A 17,712-nucleotide genomic window follows, 5' to 3' on the forward strand; every position below is an offset into this window, starting at 1 on the left:
GTTGTATGTGTTTCAAAACAAAAGGCTTCGGTAGAACTCAAGGGGAAACGGAAGGTTCCGGAAATTCAGAAGAAACACTCTATTGACTACTGTTCGACCCCCGCGAGAACCTTTCTCTGACACGCTTCACAACTGTGAAACCCACCCGACTCACTACACATCGAATACTACTCAAACAATAATAGCAATACTTTCTTTGTGCTTCAGTCCGATAGCAACTACTACGGAAGTCCCGAGGAACCCACGGTGACGAGAGGTGTTCGGTGATTGAACATCGTGGACTTGGAACCCCGTCACCACAGGGCTTCGGTGACACGGTACTCTAACTGTTGTAACAGTAGAACACTCTTGGTGTAGGCGGATTGTTTCCCCAAGCCAGTAGTGAAATTATATGCGTCTGGTAATGAATGCGATTCCTGAGTATGATTGTCACTACGACGAAGTGTCAGTTAATAATTTATACTTGACTACATATTCTCTTGTATGGCTTTGAATCGACGTTATGTTCTTTCGTTGTTCGGAGGGTTCCTTACAGCAGGTTGTACTGGTCAGACTAATGATGGTTCTACATTGACTACGAAAGGTGAGAAGAAAAACAAATGTCAAACAGAACGACGAGACCCAACAGAACTTGCACTCCTAGAGTATAGACGTTCGTGGCGTGAGATACACAATATTCAGCTACAGATCGGCCAGATCAACTACTATGAAGACGGAACGGCAAGTTACGAGGGCGACGGTGATCTTGACAAACTTCGGTGTTTGTCTGACTGTGAGGAATCATTTTTACGAGCAGTAGAGGAGTTTCGGGAGTTACAAAAACGGGCACAGAAACTCAAAGAGGATCTCACGAGTATACAAGATCGTCTTGACCAGTGTGATATAAAAAAACCAACATTGTTCGAGACGGAAATTCAGACGGGCAAACAGGCAGCTACTGTCTACAAACAGGCGACAGGGAAGTTTACAGACAGTGCAAGACGCCATGCCCAGAATGACAATCTTACGTCGTTTTCGGCAGGAGAATCTTATGAGAAAGGTATTAAATTACTTCGACAGTTCCACACTGTTGTTCCACGTAACGAAGACTCGGTGTTCAGTGGGGCTGAGAGTGAATTTGAGAATCCGATGGAAGACCCGTCTACTATTAGTACCAAGATCCGTGTCGATCTGACAACTGAGGAATAAGGAACGTACACAACCACTTTACTATCAGTTGTAGAGTATGGCTCTGATGCTATTCCAGACATCTTACTCAGATGAGAACATGACGTATTCTAAGAGTTTCCTCAGAGAGTTAGGGTGCATCCATCCCGTTTTTCCAAGCAGTCCATTAGGATGTACATAGCACTAATATAAACAACCATAGAACGGATTGGAGACGTGACTTTCACCCTTTGTGCGGACGGATGCACGAAGTACCACACCTATCTTTATATATTTTGAACGAACAGGTTTATAAACTTGTGTGGCTAAGGGGTGACAAGACCGCGTACGCCCTTCGGAGATTTCACTACCTTACAGGGTTGTGATCTCGGGAGCAAAGGGTTTCAGTTCGCACCTGCTGGAACAGGTGCAAGCAAGTGGAGTATTGGCTTCCTCCACCTGCTTCTTGGGACTGTTACCTCATAAATGCACCTCTCAGTTATTGAGAGGTCCCGATAAGTGGCGCTGTTGGGCGGTCGGGAGTCCATCATGAGCAAGGAACCCGACGACGGCGAACGCGGCGGTAGTAGCATTGACTATCAGCGAAGTACCTTTGAAAACGGTGCCGCGCCGTGGAAGGACCCACAGGTACTGGGGACACTCTACCACGAACACGACCTTTCCCAGTCGGAGATAGCCGATGAACTTGGAACCAGTCAACCAAACATATCGAACTGGATGGACAAGTTCAACATTGAGAGGGATTTGCCGATGCACCTACGGGACCGTTCAATTTCACGGAGTATCCGTGAAGATGGACGTGTCCAGTATCAGATTCCGAACGGGGACGGTGAGGTAGTCAGTATCTATGAGAGTCAGATCGTAGCACTCGGCTTTGCAACAGTCGAGACAGTCTTCCGAGATGATAGCGAGATCGATCACCTGCTACATTCGCCATTGAAACTCAACTTTGAGGAGAATTTGCTTGCACGACCAGAGACTGATCACCGAAAACGACACTCAATTGGTAAAGGTGCATTACCGAACACGAAACTCTTGACATTGGTCTATGGCGAGCCAGATGGGACTGTTCCAGAATTTTTCTCACGACTTGACCAGTGGGGAAATTGGTGGGCCGATATAGAACGTCTCGATGAGAGGGACGTAAGCCCCGTATTCAGTGCCGATGGGAACGTGTCTGAGGGAGAGACGGCAGACTGATGTCCGATAGTTGTTCCGTCGTTGGCGATACTGTCGAGACTGTCACCAGCGACGACGAAATGCGTGACCGAGGGCTGTCCATCGGCGGTGACCCCCACAGTGACGCCGTCATTCTTCGGTATCTCCGTCACGATTGTTTGCTGTCGTACAACGACGCCGCAGAACGGATTGAGGCAGTCTTTGGGTATGCTTGCTCAAAGTCGATGATTCGACGTGGGATGGAGAAACACGGGATTCGTGACCCACTCACTGATGGTCCGTTCGCTGACATTCTTCAGGCCGACGACGATACAGAACCAGCACAACCCCCCTCGTTTCTCTTGGAACGCTCAGAAGATAGTCCAGTCCACCCGTTCGACAGTGACGTTCACACTCTGGACACTGACGACGAACAGGGATGGGTGGTCGAGCGGAACGAAAAATCAGTGCCAACACCCCGTTTAGTTTCCAGTCCAGATTCCGATTCGTCCGTCACAACGACTGAGACACCAAATTCGGATTTTGAGAGCGGAACGGGAGTATATAAGTGGTCGACAGATACCTCACCCAGTGCGTATCGGGTTGACCCGAGTAATCGAGAAGTTTCATTAGTTGCACCGCCCGATGCTGTCCAGTCAGACGATTATCCCGACCTCTACAAAGCCTGTGGGTGTGGTACCTGTGACGAGAAGCACTTTCTCGACGGCGACGGTGGGACGATCGACTGTTCTCAGCCTGTCCCTGTGACGATAGCAGGAGCGAGACGAATCTATCAGCACACCGAGGGAACGAACTACGCTGACGATGTCGATGGGAACGACGTACAGCGGGCGAGTCAGAAGTACGCTCGCTTGATGAAAGCCGATAGTGCTGTCTTGGGCATGGACGGAACAGAACCACCCACAGAGCCGACAGACGCGACGTACATCAGCGGGAAGGCAGAGTACGACGATTGGACCACGGTACTCGTATCGCTACGTGTCTCCCCAACTGACGACGACGGACGGCTCGTGACACCGCTGGTTCTCGTCGATGATTGTTTGGACGCATGGCAGGAAGCCAGAACGAAGCTTCCGACAGACAAGTACGATCTATTCGTCCGATATTGGCTCGGTACAGGGACCGACGACTGGGGGTCCCCTCATATTCACTGCCACCTGTGGATTCCTGACCCTGACGACGACGTGACTCGTACTGACTTTCGCCCGACAGTCGAGACGTTCGTGCAAGCCTCTACATTTGCCCCCGTAGAGGCACATTTTGAGACTGGAAGCGGAAAGAGGGTCCAACTTACCGAGGGAGTGGTCCGTGTCGAAAATTCGCCGTTACTGGCAAACCCTGACCGTTTGGGCAGTCGTGTCACGTCCGACAATCCCTTCGGTGACGTTCTCGACACAGCACCAGAGCGGCTTACAGACGGCGACAGCGTCCAGTCACGCGGTGCGATCTACGTCGGCACCCAACATCTCGGCTTTGCGTTACTCGGTGCGGAGCGGCCAGCACACACTGAGGCCGCCGCGTTCTTCGAGGTTGGAACGATGGGGCGACACACTTCGCATGGTGCTGGTGGCTTCTACGAGTTTGCCGATCACTGTGACGCGCTCAACGAATCTGCATAGACAGAAAGACAACTTACAGACATGGATGCAATGAAAGCAACCACGATACCCGACGACGACGACGGACAGAACGACGGACACCAAGATGAATCGACATTTCGACGAATCAAGCACCTCGGGATGCTGAAACCGCAGTATTTCGGGGACCTGATTCATCATGAGCAAACATCGATCGTGATCGAACATGGTGGAACCGAATTACTCTGCATCGAGGACCCCAGTACGATGGACGTGAGGCAGGCGAACATGGTGGACACAGGCAGCGGGAAAAAAGCGACATTCAGGTGTGACTTTGCCTTCCCCCACGTCGAACCCGATATAGACCGAGCCGACGACAGAGAGGACACCAACGACGACGGCGGCGAACGTGAAGGCGACGAGAGCGACGACGACGTGACGAACAAGCATGGCTATGAAACCGACGGAAAGCTCACGTTTTCGCTCGGAGGTGAAACCGATGAGTGATTACCAACCTGATAACATTCCTGACGATGCAATCATTCTCCAATGTGGTACCGTTGTCGGGGAAGACGGTGTTCTCGGCCACGTTGAGACCAACGATGTGGAGGTGTCGGAAGAATGACGGAATACGATCCTGACTGCCTCACCGATTCGAAGGTCTGGGTAAATAATCACCGTCTCCCTGCTGGTGATGTAGACCTGTATATGCGGAAAGAGGGACCCCTTGACGTAACACGCTACGTCGAGGGGAAATTCGCGTCACCGTGGAACGACGAAGACTTCACGAAGTATTTCAATCTCCTCCCAGGCAATGACCCACTCGTTTCAGAATCTCAAGATTTGTTTGATACGCTCCGTGTCGACGTGAGGGATACGCAAGATACTGAAGATGCAAAGGAAGATGGCACGGTGGATGAAGAAGACGAAGGCAACATCTACCACACGCAATTTATGGGTGTGGTAACTGGTGTTGGAAGTAGTATCTCGAAGAACGAAAAGGAGTGGGCGTTCCGTGCCCGTGGTCCTGGGATGTTCGTTGATAAGATACCAGCCAGCAAAACATTCACAAATGGATCGACACAGAACATCCTCCGTTACGTCAAACAACAAATTGAGGGAAAATACCCCTTCGAGATATCCGTTGACAACACAAACGAATCGTTCAATTTCGACACGAACCCTGGGATAAACCTCGTCGAAGGAGCCATCAACCAACTTCCACTACTTGGGAACTACGAAATCCCTGGTGGCTCGAAGACATTCAAGAAGAATCAGGATACGCTGGAAGACGTGTTGACGTGGCTTGATGATAAGGTCGGTATCCGTCTCTGGTTCGAGCCGACACCGAATGGAGCCGTTCTTGTTGGGACTGATACTCCGACTGCAACTGAACACAACGCACACTACCTTGATGGTGAAACGTACATACTGAACAACGACGCACTTGTCGAGATCAATCCCGTCAACACCCTCACTGTCAAATCCAAAGTGACTGATTCACTTGGTGTCGATGGTGTCTTCGAGATCAAGGAGATTAAAACAGGCAACGAGTACAACATTGCCAAGGTACGACACCAACCACTGTACGAAAAGGCTGGACGACGGGAGTTTATCGCTGCACCTGATGCTCTGTCTGATGCTGATACCAAGAACGGCTTGGTCAACGAAGCCAAGTCCATGTTGAAAACGGAGATCGACGAAGCAACAGGTGGTGATATGAGTACATTGCTCAACGTACCAGTGAAACCATACGACACCATCGTTGCCCGTCCGACGTGTGTCAAAAGTGATGGCAGTGACGTAGACCCAGTAACCTACGAAGTCTCCCGCGTCCACCACGAGATCAAAGCAGGCGGTGTCTCACGGACGAACCTCAACGTTGGACTGCACGCTGCATTGGGTGACATCGAGAAGGTTAGTGTCGAAACTGAAAAGGTATAGCACGACAGGTATAACTCTCGCGCATAAGCCATAGCCATCTTCTCGAAGATCGCCCCGTTTCCTGTGTCGTTTCCGTGGTGACACCCGTTCCGCTGTATTTTGTTGGTGGTTTTGCTCAAAAAATTCTGAGCGAGGGTGGGGCTATCTTCGGTGTCAAGACATGGGTAATCGTGTCACCCCGTTACCCGCCTGAAATCTGTGACAAAATCTCGACACTGTGATCCCCTCCCCCGTCATCTGGCGGTGGCCACCCATAGCCTAATCGTGACCACCATGGTCTGTATGGGGGAATTAGGGACACCTTCCTGTTCTATATCATAGGTGATAAATCCTATCAGAACAATGGTGTTAAGTGGGTGGATTCCCTACGTAGATGTAACTCACTGCGTGTTTGCGCTTTGCGGAAAAGCGCCTGTGTTAGAGCACAGACGCAGTGGGTTGGTAGAACCCATGAGTAAATCGGATTCGGCGGAACTTGAGCGTTCCGTCACGGACGAGAGTACAGACGCGAAACAGAGAGTCACGGGAGACGCTACCCTCGATAAGCGGTGGGCGCGGTCGGAGTTTCAGAAAATTGCTGACGAGATCATCACTAACGCGCGCAGTCTCGATCCCAAGGCAGATGATCGAGTCGATGCCGAGAACTATTACGAGTTCCAAACTTCGCCAGCAGCATTCAGTTCGATATTGTTCGTGGCTAAGCGTTTATCAGTCCACCGAGAACGGGATGGTCGGACTCTGAATACGCTGCTTGAACACCCCGTCTTCTTCGAGGGACATGGACAGGGATTCGTCCAGATTCATGTTCGTGGAGACATCGAAACTCACGAAGTCGTGTCTGTCGACATTGTCTCGGGGTTAGAGACTGACAGATAGATCAGCTGTCTCCAGACTCTAATTCCCGTTTTATATCCCTGATTTCTTCCTTAGTTAGTGATTCGTGAAGACCCTCTACCAACACTCCAGCCCCATTTTCCAAGATATTTTGCTTCTTTTCTTCCAATCTCATGAACTCACGTAATAGCAAGATACCATCAACAGGGTAGGTACATTGAGTGCAATAATTCGCGTTGACACTAATTGACTCTCCACAGTTCCAGCATTCGTCTTTTCCCATAGAGAGACTATGGCTCCCACTATTTTGACGCTTTTCTCGAACTGGATTCGGGGTTAATTAGCCTTGTTACTGTCTACAGAAAATAATTAAAGGGTTACAGGTTAACGGGGTCGACATATTATCCTACTATCTAATCCATCTCACTTCTCTATTTCAGCAACCAAGACATAAACGGCTTGTATAACAAGTCGTGTATGCCTCTCTCGACTTTGCTCTCAAAACCCTGTTTTCCACCGTTTTAGTGAGACAGTTAGTTCGTTGTGAGTCGTCCACCAGAGTTAATACACGGAAAGTTAATTATCCGTGTATGCAAATAGATGACTCGGAGAACGAAACGAAGTGTTGGCTACAGTATCCGAATGAGATTGATCGACTGGCACAGGAAGTCCGCGAAGGTGACTGGACTCGACGTATCGCCGTCCTAATGATGGGGAAGGTTGGGCTTCGAGCGAGTGGTGTGTTGACGGCAAAACCCCAGGGGTTGACCTACAACGACGACGGGAAATACTGGCAACTCGAAGTCCAGGGGAAAAACACCAAGGGTGGAGAGAAAGCCACGAGGGATGCCTACGTTCCTGATGGAGTCAAACGCGAGTTAGAGAACTATGCCAAGGAACGAGGTATTGCTCCCTCAGAGCCATACGTTGATGTCTCGGTCGACAGTGTACGCCGATGGGTCCGTGAAGCGTCACAGTCCATTGCAGAGGCTACGGGTAACGAGCGGTGGGAACACGTTTCTTCACACGACCTACGGCGGTCGTGGGCCACTCATCACCTCGTAGAGGAGGACGTGAGTGTTCGGATCATGATGGAGATCGGTGGATGGAGTTCCTACGCCAGTATCGAGCCGTATCTCGCCAAGCCGACGCCGTCAACCATCGGTGAGGAAATGAACGCACTTCACTAAATTTCGGTGAAATCGGGATCTCGTGGCGTTCTTAGAGCCAGTTTCGAGGATTCCGTTATGTGCAAACAGTATCTGTAAACAGATTTCGTATACAGTTTTCGTAAGCGGTATCTGCAAACTATAAATGAATGGGTTGCATTAATGCAACTGGGTAGAGTGGAGTCCCGACCGAAGTGGTCGGAACCCCACTGTGTTACAACACTCTGAGCAGCCGCGCGACCAGCACTACAACTTCCAACACCATTTTGACCGTCTTCACGGTTTTCAGAGTGGAATCGGTCCCGTCGTCAGTCTCCCGTTCGTCTTCTTCGTCGGGAGCGTCCGAGTCGTTGCTCATGGCGACGGCTCTCCATGTAGCACACGTCGAGAATCGCTGGGGTAGAGTGGAGTCCCGACGTGAACTACATTTCTAACCACGGCCCCATCTGTTAAAAAGTCCCGTCTTCCCGCTCGCGAACGCGTGTCACCATCTCCGTTCCCAAGATAGCGGGAACCGAGCGCGTCGGCGTTCGAGGGTGGGACCCGCAGGCTGTCGTGTCGCCCCGCGACCGACAGCCGAGGACCGCACCCCGAACCCGACCGCTCGCAGTATACTTCCTTATCTCAGTAGAAGCACCAGTGGTGGTTGGACGAACCCGTAATTTGATACTGCCAATACATCTACGAGTGACTAATGCCCGAGTGTACCCGTTGCGGTGCGTTCACTGACACCGAGCCGTCTGGTGAGTATCAATACTGCCAGGACTGCCAGGACCGCTTTGCCGAAATCGAACAGAGTGGTGTTGTCGTCGAACAGGACAAGGCTGGTGGTGACTATCACATCATCGTTACCGATGGTGATGCGTCACTCACTGGTGGGAGTGAACAGACACAGATAGAAGCACTGGCCCGAGGCAAATACATCATGGACGAGTGTGGTGTTGACGGGCTGTTCAAGTACGCCGAGACAGGATCAATGTGGCTGCTTGAGGAATATCTACAATCCCATCCGAATATCCGCCAGGACGTTCACCAACGGCTCAGCCGTGTTCCTGAGAACACTGATGAGGGGTTTCTGAGCCGTATCAAGAACATCTTCTAATTGTAGTTTCAAAGGACTCGACACCAGTATCTACGGTTGAAACACGCTTTCAGGTGCAACTCGGCATCTAACTGATCAACGGCCCTCCTCACAGACTATTCATATTTTATTGAGATGTGTTTTCGTTACTCATTATCCCTAAATTCCTCATATCTGTTAATCAGGAAGTAAAGATAAGCGCCAACTTGGTGAATTAGTAATGTTGCATACGCTCTATCGTGATACACGTGTCGCTGCTTTCGATCATCACTCACCTTGGCAACCATTTTATCCAAAGAATCGAGTAGGCTTCCTAACTCAGGCGCAGTAACACCATGTGCATCATAGACGCCGTGCTCTTTCAGCAAATCAAGATACTCTGAGTGAACCAGTTCTCGATTGTCGGTCCAACCTTCTTCATCGATACAAATAGTCTTCAATAACTCCTCAATACTATTGTAGAGTTTCTTTGGGATTAGTTCATCAAAATCGCCCGCCAAATATCGGTCAAAAGCGGCATTATACCCCTTTAGGGCACCACGCCACGGTTGATCTTCGGAGATAGCCTGTAATTTCTCGTCTATCTCACGCATACCATCTGACTCAAGTAGCGTAAATTGAATGACGCCGCCCTCACCAACGGACTCTATGTCCCAAAGAATTCCCTCAGTAATTAGCACATCTCGGATATTCCCGATCTTTGCTTCCATACTCTGTATGGGTGCCTGTTTCTCTACTGGGACTCCCATACTCCATTCACCCCGTTCTTGAAGACGGTCTCTATGCTCGTATTTTACAAGCAATTCTATATATGTGAGAACATGAAGCGTTTTACCTTCCATTATGAACTTATCATGGTGAACTTCGTCAATACCTCCTGATGAAAAGCGTTTGATATAATCGGAGAGGGGAGATTTGCCAACCTTCTTCATTAAATACTTCATGATAGAATCGCGGCTTCTGGGTGCCATCTCTCGCGATATCACTGAAAGCCGCTCGCGTGCAGGTTCTGTCAACTCTTCATGGACACGTGACTTAGGTTCCCGCTCGCGATCAATTAGGGGAGTATATCCGTCGTTTCTCATTATAGAATGATATCTAATTGAAGATATAAAGAATACTCGCCAGCGGAGTTAGCGTAACCTGGGAAGTTAGATTCCGTCGATATACTTCCGTCTCGTCTCTGCCTTCTCGTGTTCAGTCCGTTGGTCGTAATGATGATCCAGAACGTCTTTACTCACGTCACAACGGTCACTGACTGCTGTATCGGGAACGTCCTTGAGCAGGTGATGGGTGATACTGCCTCGGCGTACAGGATGTGGTGAGACGGACGACGGACATTTACAAGCGTCAGCATCGACAGTTGCCTCACAGTCGTCAGGATCACGGTTATGTGGGCAACTTTCCCACTGACATGGACGAGTAACACGGTAGACGGCCCGTTTGATGGCAGTTCCCCCAATCCTACCGTATCTTGTCGTGAACAGAGGTTTTCGTCCGTAGTCGTCGGTTTTCTCACGACGGTGGATGTCGATGTAGTCTTTCAGTACGTCGACAACGTGATCCCCAAGAGCAATCACCCGCTCGCCACGGGTTCCGTTCTTGAGGGGGGTATCTGTCTCAGGACGGTGGTTCGTTTCCAGCGTTTTGTTTCGTGGGTGGAAATCTTCAAGATCAAACGAGCGAACCGTTCCCTTCCGAATGCCTGTGTGCCACATTACTTCGAGCAGAGCATGGGTTCGACTGGCGTACTCGTACTTCCGTAGCCACTGAAGCATCTGCTCGGCATGATCCGCTTTCAGCATCTCATCACGGGCTTCCTCACTTCGATCCCGTGAGGGGAGGATCACTGTCTCGTGTAGCCCGTCAGGGACGCCGTCAATGCTCTCACACCACTGGAGAAACATACGGAGTGATGAGAGGTTGATCGACAACGTCGTTCGTGCAACGTCCTTCTGCCGCCACAGGCGGTACTCGTGGAGCTTCCGCCCCGTTAATTCGTTGAGGTTGTCTACTCCCTCTTGTTCACACCATTCTCTGAACCGAGTTAGGTGGAGTGTGATGTTCTCCAGTGTTTTGTCCGCGACTTCTGTCTCGCGGTGGTTGAGGTACAGTTCGATCGCAGTCTCAGGTTCGATGGCTTGCAGTTCGGACATAATTGCTCCGAACCGCATGACAGTCGGGGTGTTCCCGTCCAGTACGGCAACTGGGTCGTTCGGGTTTCTCCGAAAGCCGAATCGACCGAAACGGCCAGTATAGGCCGTGAGGGCGCGGAGTTCGGCTCGAAGGTAATCGTCGTCAACACTGTACTCAAGGTGGTGTTCATCGGGCTCGCGCTGGCGCTGTTGCTGGCGCCGCTGTGAAAAACTGGAGAATCAGTCGCGCGTGATGCCGTCCGTTCAGAGCCCGTGGCCGGCCACGGGCGTCTTCTTCTCGATCTCGGTGGCGTGACAGACGTCGCAGGTGTACTCGTTCAGCTTCGTCGTCTCGTCGTTCAGCGCCATCCGCGAGCCACAACGGGGGCAATACATTATAACTGTATAAGGGATGGGCACCACCTTAATTCTTTGTATCTGATAGGTGTGGCAGAGTTTCCCACGGTTGTTCATTACATATGTCGGAAAACGGACAAAGGGTTTGTTTCACGCATCTGGGGGTCGATACAAGCGGCCGCAGGTCGAGACGGCGCTGGGGTCGGCCCGGTGGCTCAGGCGGTGTCGGGGATGTCGTCGGCGAGGACGACGGCTTCGCCGTCGATGACCTGGGTGCCGTCCTCGCGGGTGACGGTGGTGGTCAGCCGATACCGGTCGTTGCCGAGTTCCTCGACGACCTCGCAGACGGCGGTGACGCGGTCGCCGATGTCGACGGGCCCGAGATAGCTCACGTCCTGGGAGAGGTAGACGATGAGGCCGGGGAGCCGCGCCAGAGCGGCGCTGACGGTTCCGACGACGAGCGTGCCGTGGGCGATCCGGTGCTCGAAGCGCGTCCCCGAGGCGTACTCGGCGTCCAAGTGGAGGCGGTTGGTGTCGCCGCTGGCCTCGGCGAACGCCTCGACGTCAGTTTCCGAGAGCGTCTTCGAGAACTTCACCACGTCGCCCAGGTCGATGTGGTCGTCGCGCTCGCCGATGCTCTCGAAGGACCAGTCGTCGTTCTCGTAGGCCGTGTCGACCCGCGTTCGCCGGTGACGGTCTCCGGTTTGCCCCTCCCGGTCGGTCGGCCGCTCGGTCGCTTTGCGCGCGAGGTGTGGGAGGTAGTAGGAGAGGTCGGTCGTCGTCACGATGCCGACCAGTTCCTCGCCGTCCATGACGGGCAACTTCTTGACGGTGTGATCGCGGAACCGTTCGACGGCCAGTGCGATCGAGTCGTCGACATCGATCGTGATGGGCGGGGCGGACATGCAGTCGGCGGCGGTGACCTCCTCGGCGTCGCGTTCCTGGGCGAGCAGCCGGACCATGTCCGACTCGGTGACCATCCCCACCGGGGTCCCGTCCCGGACGACGACCAGTGACCCGATCCCTTCCGTGTAGAGCAACGCTGCGGCCTCGATCGCCGGTGTCTCCGGTGGGATCGTCTCCACCGTCGAGTTCATGACTTCGCGAATTGTCACGGGTGCTAGCATCCGTTACTATTCCAGTCGGCCGTCGCGGTTCTATCTTTTGGGGTGCCCGCAAGCGTCCTCCCTCGGACGCCGAGGTACTGAAGTGCCAGCACTGCACACGTCGTCGTATGGATCGAGGACCCGCCGTTGCGCTCGCCGTTCTCGTCGTCGCGAGCGGCTGTGCCGGACTCCTCCCGGTCGAGGACGGCGGGGACGGAAACACGACGGCGGTACTGGCCTCCTCACACAGCGTGACGGTGACGACCGTCGTCGACGGCGACACTATCAAGGTCCGCTTTGCGAACGGGACGACCGACACGGTCCGACTCCTCGGCGTCGATACGCCCGAAACCAACGCCGAGAACAGCCCCGGCGAGTTCGAGGGCGTTCCCGACACCGAGGCAGGTCGGGCGTGTCTCCGCGAGGCCGGGCACAACGCGACGCGATACATGACGCGCACCCTCCTCGGCGAAACAGTCCAAATCAGTACCGACGCGGCCGCCGATGGTCGCGGCTACTACGGCCGCCTCCTCGCGTACGTTGCCCACGACGGCAAGAACATCAACTATCGGCTGGTCGACAGCGGGCGCGCACGGGTCTACGACAGCCAGTTCACCCAGTCCGACCGGTTCTACGCCGCCGAAGCACGCGCCCAGGACAACCGGACGGGCGTCTGGCGCTGTGTGGACGACCCGCAACTCGTCGCGGACGGCGGCACCACAGAGGACACCCCCGGGAGCGTGGTCGTTGCCCGGATTCACGCCGACGCGGCCGGCGACGACCGCGAGAACCTGAACGACGAGTACGTGGTACTGGCAAACCGGGCCGATTCGACGGTCGATCTCTCGGGTTGGACGGTCAGCGACGACGCCGGGGCGACCTACACCGTCCCCGAAGGGACCGAGCTGTCGGGGGACTCGCGGCTCACCATCCGAACTGGCAGCGGAACCGATACCGACGGCGAACGCTACTGGGGGTACGGCCGACCGGTCTGGAACAACGACGGCGACACGGTCACGGTCCGGGCGGCCAACGGCACCGTGATGGCTCAACGGACGTACGACTGAGCTCCTGTGTCGACGCCGCCACCGTGACAATCAAACCCATACGGCCCCATCGTCCAGTCATGGCACGGGGAGCGTTCGCCCGACTGGTTCCGCCGCCCCGGCTCGTCGACTGGGCCATCCTCGGCGCGGTCTGTTTCGAGGTGGCGTCGGGACTGGTCAGTCTCACCGTCGGTATGCCCGGCGGTGCGTGGCTGTTCGACCTCCACGCTGTCGTCGGGTTCTCGCTCGTCGTCCTGCTCGCCTGGAAGTTCAGACGTGTTCACGCCCGGGTCACCGAACGGTCGCTGTGGGACGGCGGGACCCCGGTGTCCATACTCCTCGCAACACTCGCCGTCGGGGCGCTCGCGACGGGGGTCTACTGGGCCGCGAGCGGTCCCGTTCGCGTCGCTGGCTGGCCGCTCCTGATGGTGCACATGGGGCTGGGACTGCTCGTCGCGCCGGTCTTGCTCTGGCACCTCCGTCACCGGTTTCGGTTGCCTACGAGGGAACTATCGAGCCGCCGGACGGCACTCCAGTACGGCACGCTCCTGGTGGGCGGTGCGCTGGCCTGGCGGCTCCAGTCGCTCGTCGGGTCGGCGCTGGGGGTGGCTGGGGCCGACAGACGATTCACCGGCTCGAAGGAGGACGGGAGCGGCGAGGGCAACGCCTTCCCGGTGACGAGCTGGGTCGCGGACGACCCCGACCCCATCGATCCGGAGACGTGGACGCTCGCTGTCACTGGCCGTGTCGAGACCGACCTGACCCTCGAATACCCCGACATCTCGCCCGATGCGGGCCAGCGAGCCGTGCTGGATTGTACCAGCGGCTGGTACTCCGACCACGACTGGCGGGGCGTCCGCGTCGGCGAGTTGCTCGACGAAGCAGGGCTTGCCGACGACGCCCGCTGGGTCCGCTTCCGGTCGGTCACCGGCTACCGGTGGAGTCTCCCCATCGAGGAGGCACGCGAGGCCCTGCTGGCGTCGCACGTCGACGGCGAGGACCTGTCGCACGGCCACGGCTTCCCGCTGCGACTGGTCGCACCCGGTCGCCGCGGCTTCCAGTGGGTAAAATGGGTAACCAGTGTCGAGGTGACGAGAAATCGGGATCTCGGGCAGTGGGTCGCGATCTTCGTCAGCGGGCTAGACTAAGGCGTTGAGCGTCGCCCAGAAGTCCGGGCCGTCGCCGTCCTCGTAGTGGACCGGGACGAAGCCAGCCGCGCGTGCGCCTTCGACGTCCCGTTCGTAGTCCGGACCGACGAGCACGTACTCCTCGGCGGGCAACCGCTCGCGTGCCAACTCGAATGGAGCGCCGTCGGGCTTCCGCGCGCCGGCGTCCTCGGCCGTGACGACGGCTTCGAACTGTTCGGCCAGGTCGTGGTGGTCGAGCCGACGGTCGGTCACCTCTCCAGGATCGTCGGTGAGCACGCCCAGTTCGTTCGCTGCCCCGAGTTTCCGGAGGCTCTCGCGAGCGTCGTCGCTGACCGTCTCGGCCGCGAGCAGTTCGTCGACCAATCGCTCGGCCAGCTGTGCCGGCTCGGCGTCGAGGCCGAACTGCTCACAGACATCGGCCAGTGCCCGCTCGTGGGGGTTCTCGGCCACTTCGGCGCGATACGTCTCGACGTGCTCGTCGAAGTGATCGACCCACTCTTCGTCGACGTCCCCCACCTCGGCCTCGAACGCCGTCCGGAGCGGGTGCTCGTCGGTCGATCGCTGGACGATTGTCCCGTCGAGTTCGAAGAAGATTGCGGTGGTCATTCCTCGTCGGGGCGAATCGGCTTCCCCTCCTCGGTCGGCGGGGCGATGTGATCGATGTACTCCTCGACTGCGGGGTCGTTCACGCGGACGCGAACGTGGATATCGCCGAGTTCGCTCGGGTTGCCGACGGCGAACGTGACCACGTCCTCGAACGCCGGCTGTTTTTTCAGGTCGAACGTGAAGGTGTCGCCCTGACGATTCTCGAAGAACACCTTGCGCGCGGCGTCCAGGATCTCCCGCTGGTGGAGGTGCTCGGAGAACGCTTCCAGGCTGTGCGTTTCGGCGACGAGTTCGCCCGGCTGCTCGTCGACGGTGGCGTTCGGAAAGAGGTTCAGAATGGCGTCGGCGACTCTGTCAGTGACCTCGGTATCGTTGACCGGCGCGGTGATCTGGACGTCGACGCTGTAGATCATGGTCGCTCCTCAAGGCCTTCCGTTCCGTCCTCGATGAGCGTTCGAATCCGCTCGCGGAACGCTTCGAGACTGTCCGTGTTCTCGATCGTCACGTCCGCGCGCTCCATCACCTCGCCCATCCCGAAGCCGAGTTCCCGCTCGTCGCGCTCTCGCAGGCTCTCGCCGTCGTCGTCGGTCGCGTCGCGGCCCCGGTCGTCGATGCGCTCGGCGCGCACCTCGAAGGGAGCCTCGATGCTGACGAGGAAGAAGTCCTCGCCGAAGCGCTCCCGGAAGGCCTCGAGTTCCACGTCCGACCGGAGCCCGTCGACGAGGACGGTGTCGTGTTCGTCGAGGCGGGCTTCGAGCATCGGCAGCGACCGCTCGGCGATGGCGGCCGGGCCGTTCTCCTCGCGAAGCGCCTGTGCGATCTTCCCGTGATGGGTCGCGGGATCGAGGTCCCGGTCACGGCACTCCTGGCGGATGACGTCACCCATGGTGACGACTGGCACGCCGCATTCGCGTGCGACTTCGGCGGCCTCGCCTTTCCCACTGCCCGGGAGGCCGACGGTCCCGATTACGGTCATTGGCCTCCGGTAGTCGGGACTCGCGCATAAGGCCTGCGCAACCACTTTTTTACTCGTCGGGTTTCCTCGGTCGCCTCCGGCGACCTGTGGGAACCCTCCTCGCAAAAACCTGGACTAAAAGGCTCCGCGCTCGGGTCTTCGACCCTCACGCGGAGTGAACCGGCGGCCGAAGGCCGCCGGATGCTTGTCCGCTACGGGTTCCGTCGACTCGCTGCAGAAACCCGACTCTTTTTGCTGGAGAACGTTTTACGTCGGCCCGAGGGCACGTAGCTCAGTCTGGAAAGAGCGTCGGACTTCTATCACCGAGACGCCAGTGTCGGTGGGAGCCATCCGACGGTCGTGGGTTCAAATCCCATCGTGCCCGTGAGTTCTCGCGGCGCTCACAACGAGCGCCGCGTGACGAATGCTGCAGGTGGCGATTTGAACGAGACCGACGTTCTGCGCCGGAGGCGCATGGTTCTCGGGCGTAGTTCACAATCCCATCGTGCCCGTCCACCTTTTTACTTCGTCGGGTCGCCTCCGGCGACCACTCTCTGCTCACGGGCGCTTCGCGCCCGTTCGCATGGTCAGCGGGACCTTCGGTCCCGCCCGACTCGCAAAACGTGGGCGAAAAACCGCTCCGCGCTCGCTCTGCTCGCGCGGAGTGAACCGCCTCACTTCGTTCGGCGGATGCTTCCGGTTCACTGTCCCATGGTGCCCGTCCGAAAACCGTCGATTCTCGTCGAGGACAGTGCGACCGACCAGGGGGTTGTCCTGCGACCTACAGTCGGGGCCGAATCTCCTCGTTCAGGTACTGAATGCAGTCCTCGACGTCGTTCATGGTGGCGACGTCACCGTCTCGCTGGATCGAAACCAGGAACCCCGCCTTCTGATCGGACGGTTGCCGCCACGTCAGTATCCAGGCCGAATCGAAGACCCGGACGAACGAGCGCAGTTGCCCGGCGTGGAACTCCTCACCCTGATCCGAGAAACTCAGCTGTTGAACGATCGTTTCGTCGAGGATGTGTTGTCGCTCCGATAGCTCGTATGCTTCTCTCACGTCGTCCCTGAATTTCGCCTCCGAGGACGTGGCCTCGAACTGAACGACACACCGGAGATCGGCCCCGACCCGGTCGTACAACTCGTCCCAGACCTCGTCGACGAACTGCGCCTTCATATATACAGTATCGTGTGAGTGACCGGTTTAGTCCTTTGGCCGATAGATCGAACTCACCTCCGATATACAGGTGCGAACCCACGTTTGCTGTGGGGGAAATCAACTATACCTCGCCAGGATCACTCGCGTATTTGCTTTGCAGCCGTGAGTATCGTTTCCGAGAGCCACTACCTAACAGGATTGGTGTCAGTGGTATGTGTGGGAGAACCAATACGTAACTACGGAGTTTCC

At 55.9% G+C, this 17,712-nt stretch carries 19 protein-coding genes and 1 tRNA gene; 11 read left to right on the top strand and 9 right to left on the bottom strand.

Going from position 1 to position 17,712, the window contains the following annotated elements; genetic code table 11:
* Window positions 1–483 precede the first annotated feature (483 nt).
* The 6 genes from E2481_RS12860 (at window position 484) to E2481_RS12880 (ending at window position 5,867) form a co-directional block, all read left to right on the top strand.
* A complete protein-coding gene (locus E2481_RS12860; protein ID WP_136717560.1) occupies window positions 484–1,188 on the top strand; it encodes a hypothetical protein in 705 nt (234 codons plus the stop codon).
* A 507-nt stretch (window positions 1,189–1,695) separates the two neighbouring features.
* Window positions 1,696–2,367: a hypothetical protein gene (locus E2481_RS12865; protein WP_136717561.1), complete on the top strand. Its 672-nt coding sequence runs from the start codon at window positions 1,696–1,698 to the stop codon at window positions 2,365–2,367.
* Window positions 2,367–3,965: a hypothetical protein gene (locus E2481_RS12870; RefSeq protein ID WP_136717562.1), complete on the top strand. Its 1,599-nt coding sequence runs from the start codon at window positions 2,367–2,369 to the stop codon at window positions 3,963–3,965. Before E2481_RS12865 ends, E2481_RS12870 begins: the two co-directional genes overlap by 1 nt.
* 30 nt (window positions 3,966–3,995) lie before the next feature.
* The gene (locus E2481_RS12875) at window positions 3,996–4,430 is read left to right on the top strand and encodes a hypothetical protein (RefSeq protein ID WP_136717563.1); all 435 of its coding nucleotides are present in this window, start codon (window positions 3,996–3,998) and stop codon (window positions 4,428–4,430) included.
* Window positions 4,423–4,548 (top strand): hypothetical protein, encoded by a 126-nt coding sequence (locus E2481_RS19030; protein WP_256867901.1) that lies wholly within the window; start codon window positions 4,423–4,425, stop codon window positions 4,546–4,548. Before E2481_RS12875 ends, E2481_RS19030 begins: the two co-directional genes overlap by 8 nt.
* Entirely contained in the window at window positions 4,545–5,867 is a 1,323-nt protein-coding gene (locus E2481_RS12880; RefSeq protein WP_136717564.1) for a hypothetical protein, read from the top strand. Before E2481_RS19030 ends, E2481_RS12880 begins: the two co-directional genes overlap by 4 nt.
* An 877-nt stretch (window positions 5,868–6,744) precedes the next feature.
* On the opposite strand, the gene E2481_RS12885 is transcribed toward E2481_RS12880, so the two are convergent.
* Complete coding sequence (locus E2481_RS12885; protein ID WP_136717565.1) at window positions 6,745–6,984, bottom strand: zinc ribbon domain-containing protein; 240 nt, start codon at window positions 6,982–6,984, stop codon at window positions 6,745–6,747.
* Between the two features lie 307 nt (window positions 6,985–7,291).
* Between E2481_RS12885 and E2481_RS12890 the strand changes: the two genes are divergently transcribed.
* Window positions 7,292–7,891, top strand: coding sequence for a site-specific integrase (locus tag E2481_RS12890; RefSeq protein WP_136717566.1), 600 nt, complete (start codon window positions 7,292–7,294; stop codon window positions 7,889–7,891).
* 193 nt (window positions 7,892–8,084) lie between these two features.
* Here E2481_RS12890 and E2481_RS18735 read toward each other — a convergent pair whose 3' ends face one another.
* Window positions 8,085–8,228: a hypothetical protein gene (locus E2481_RS18735; protein WP_169302437.1), complete on the bottom strand. Its 144-nt coding sequence runs from the start codon at window positions 8,226–8,228 to the stop codon at window positions 8,085–8,087.
* Window positions 8,229–8,564: 336 nt separating this feature from the next.
* Here E2481_RS18735 and E2481_RS12895 point away from each other — a divergent pair, with 336 nt between their 5' ends.
* Window positions 8,565–8,972 carry a hypothetical protein gene (locus E2481_RS12895; protein WP_136717567.1) on the top strand — a complete coding sequence of 136 codons (408 nt, stop codon included), beginning with the start codon at window positions 8,565–8,567 and terminating at the stop codon, window positions 8,970–8,972.
* A 125-nt stretch (window positions 8,973–9,097) separates the two neighbouring features.
* Here E2481_RS12895 and E2481_RS12900 read toward each other — a convergent pair whose 3' ends face one another.
* The 3 genes from E2481_RS12900 to E2481_RS12915 form a co-directional block, all read right to left on the bottom strand.
* The gene (locus tag E2481_RS12900) at window positions 9,098–10,036 is read right to left on the bottom strand and encodes a hypothetical protein (protein ID WP_136717568.1); all 939 of its coding nucleotides are present in this window, start codon (window positions 10,034–10,036) and stop codon (window positions 9,098–9,100) included.
* Window positions 10,037–10,102: 66 nt separating this feature from the next.
* Window positions 10,103–11,107: a tyrosine-type recombinase/integrase gene (locus tag E2481_RS12905; protein WP_250137820.1), complete on the bottom strand. Its 1,005-nt coding sequence runs from the start codon at window positions 11,105–11,107 to the stop codon at window positions 10,103–10,105.
* Between the two features lie 551 nt (window positions 11,108–11,658).
* Window positions 11,659–12,570 carry a CBS domain-containing protein gene (locus tag E2481_RS12915; protein WP_136717570.1) on the bottom strand — a complete coding sequence of 304 codons (912 nt, stop codon included), beginning with the start codon at window positions 12,568–12,570 and terminating at the stop codon, window positions 11,659–11,661.
* A gap of 107 nt (window positions 12,571–12,677) precedes the next feature.
* Between E2481_RS12915 and E2481_RS12920 the strand changes: the two genes are divergently transcribed.
* Both E2481_RS12920 and E2481_RS12925 read left to right on the top strand, forming a co-directional pair.
* On the top strand, window positions 12,678–13,616 hold the full coding sequence (locus E2481_RS12920; RefSeq protein WP_136717571.1) for a lamin tail domain-containing protein: 939 nt from the start codon (window positions 12,678–12,680) through the stop codon (window positions 13,614–13,616).
* 59 nt (window positions 13,617–13,675) lie between these two features.
* Window positions 13,676–14,743: a molybdopterin-dependent oxidoreductase gene (locus tag E2481_RS12925; protein WP_136717572.1), complete on the top strand. Its 1,068-nt coding sequence runs from the start codon at window positions 13,676–13,678 to the stop codon at window positions 14,741–14,743.
* Here the strand turns inward: E2481_RS12925 and E2481_RS12930 are convergent.
* The 3 genes from E2481_RS12930 to E2481_RS12940 are packed head-to-tail and all read right to left on the bottom strand — an operon-like array spanning window position 14,735 to window position 16,325.
* Entirely contained in the window at window positions 14,735–15,349 is a 615-nt protein-coding gene (locus E2481_RS12930) for an HAD family hydrolase (protein ID WP_136717573.1), read from the bottom strand. The two genes, E2481_RS12925 and E2481_RS12930, sit on opposite strands and share 9 nt — an antisense overlap.
* Complete coding sequence (locus tag E2481_RS12935; RefSeq protein WP_136717574.1) at window positions 15,346–15,762, bottom strand: coaE operon protein; 417 nt, start codon at window positions 15,760–15,762, stop codon at window positions 15,346–15,348. Before E2481_RS12935 ends, E2481_RS12930 begins: the two co-directional genes overlap by 4 nt.
* Window positions 15,759–16,325: an AAA family ATPase gene (locus tag E2481_RS12940; RefSeq protein WP_136717575.1), complete on the bottom strand. Its 567-nt coding sequence runs from the start codon at window positions 16,323–16,325 to the stop codon at window positions 15,759–15,761. The genes E2481_RS12935 and E2481_RS12940 overlap by 4 nt, the downstream gene beginning before the upstream one ends.
* A 260-nt stretch (window positions 16,326–16,585) precedes the next feature.
* On the opposite strand from E2481_RS12940, the gene E2481_RS12945 reads away from it, so the two are divergent.
* Window positions 16,586–16,689, top strand: a tRNA-Arg gene (locus E2481_RS12945).
* A 396-nt stretch (window positions 16,690–17,085) separates the two neighbouring features.
* Here E2481_RS12945 and E2481_RS12950 read toward each other — a convergent pair.
* The gene (locus E2481_RS12950; protein WP_136717576.1) at window positions 17,086–17,481 is read right to left on the bottom strand and encodes a hypothetical protein; all 396 of its coding nucleotides are present in this window, start codon (window positions 17,479–17,481) and stop codon (window positions 17,086–17,088) included.
* Window positions 17,482–17,712: the final 231 nt, after the last annotated feature.

This window comes from Halorientalis salina (assembly GCF_005049285.1).
Taxonomy (GTDB): domain Archaea; phylum Halobacteriota; class Halobacteria; order Halobacteriales; family Haloarculaceae; genus Halorientalis; species Halorientalis salina.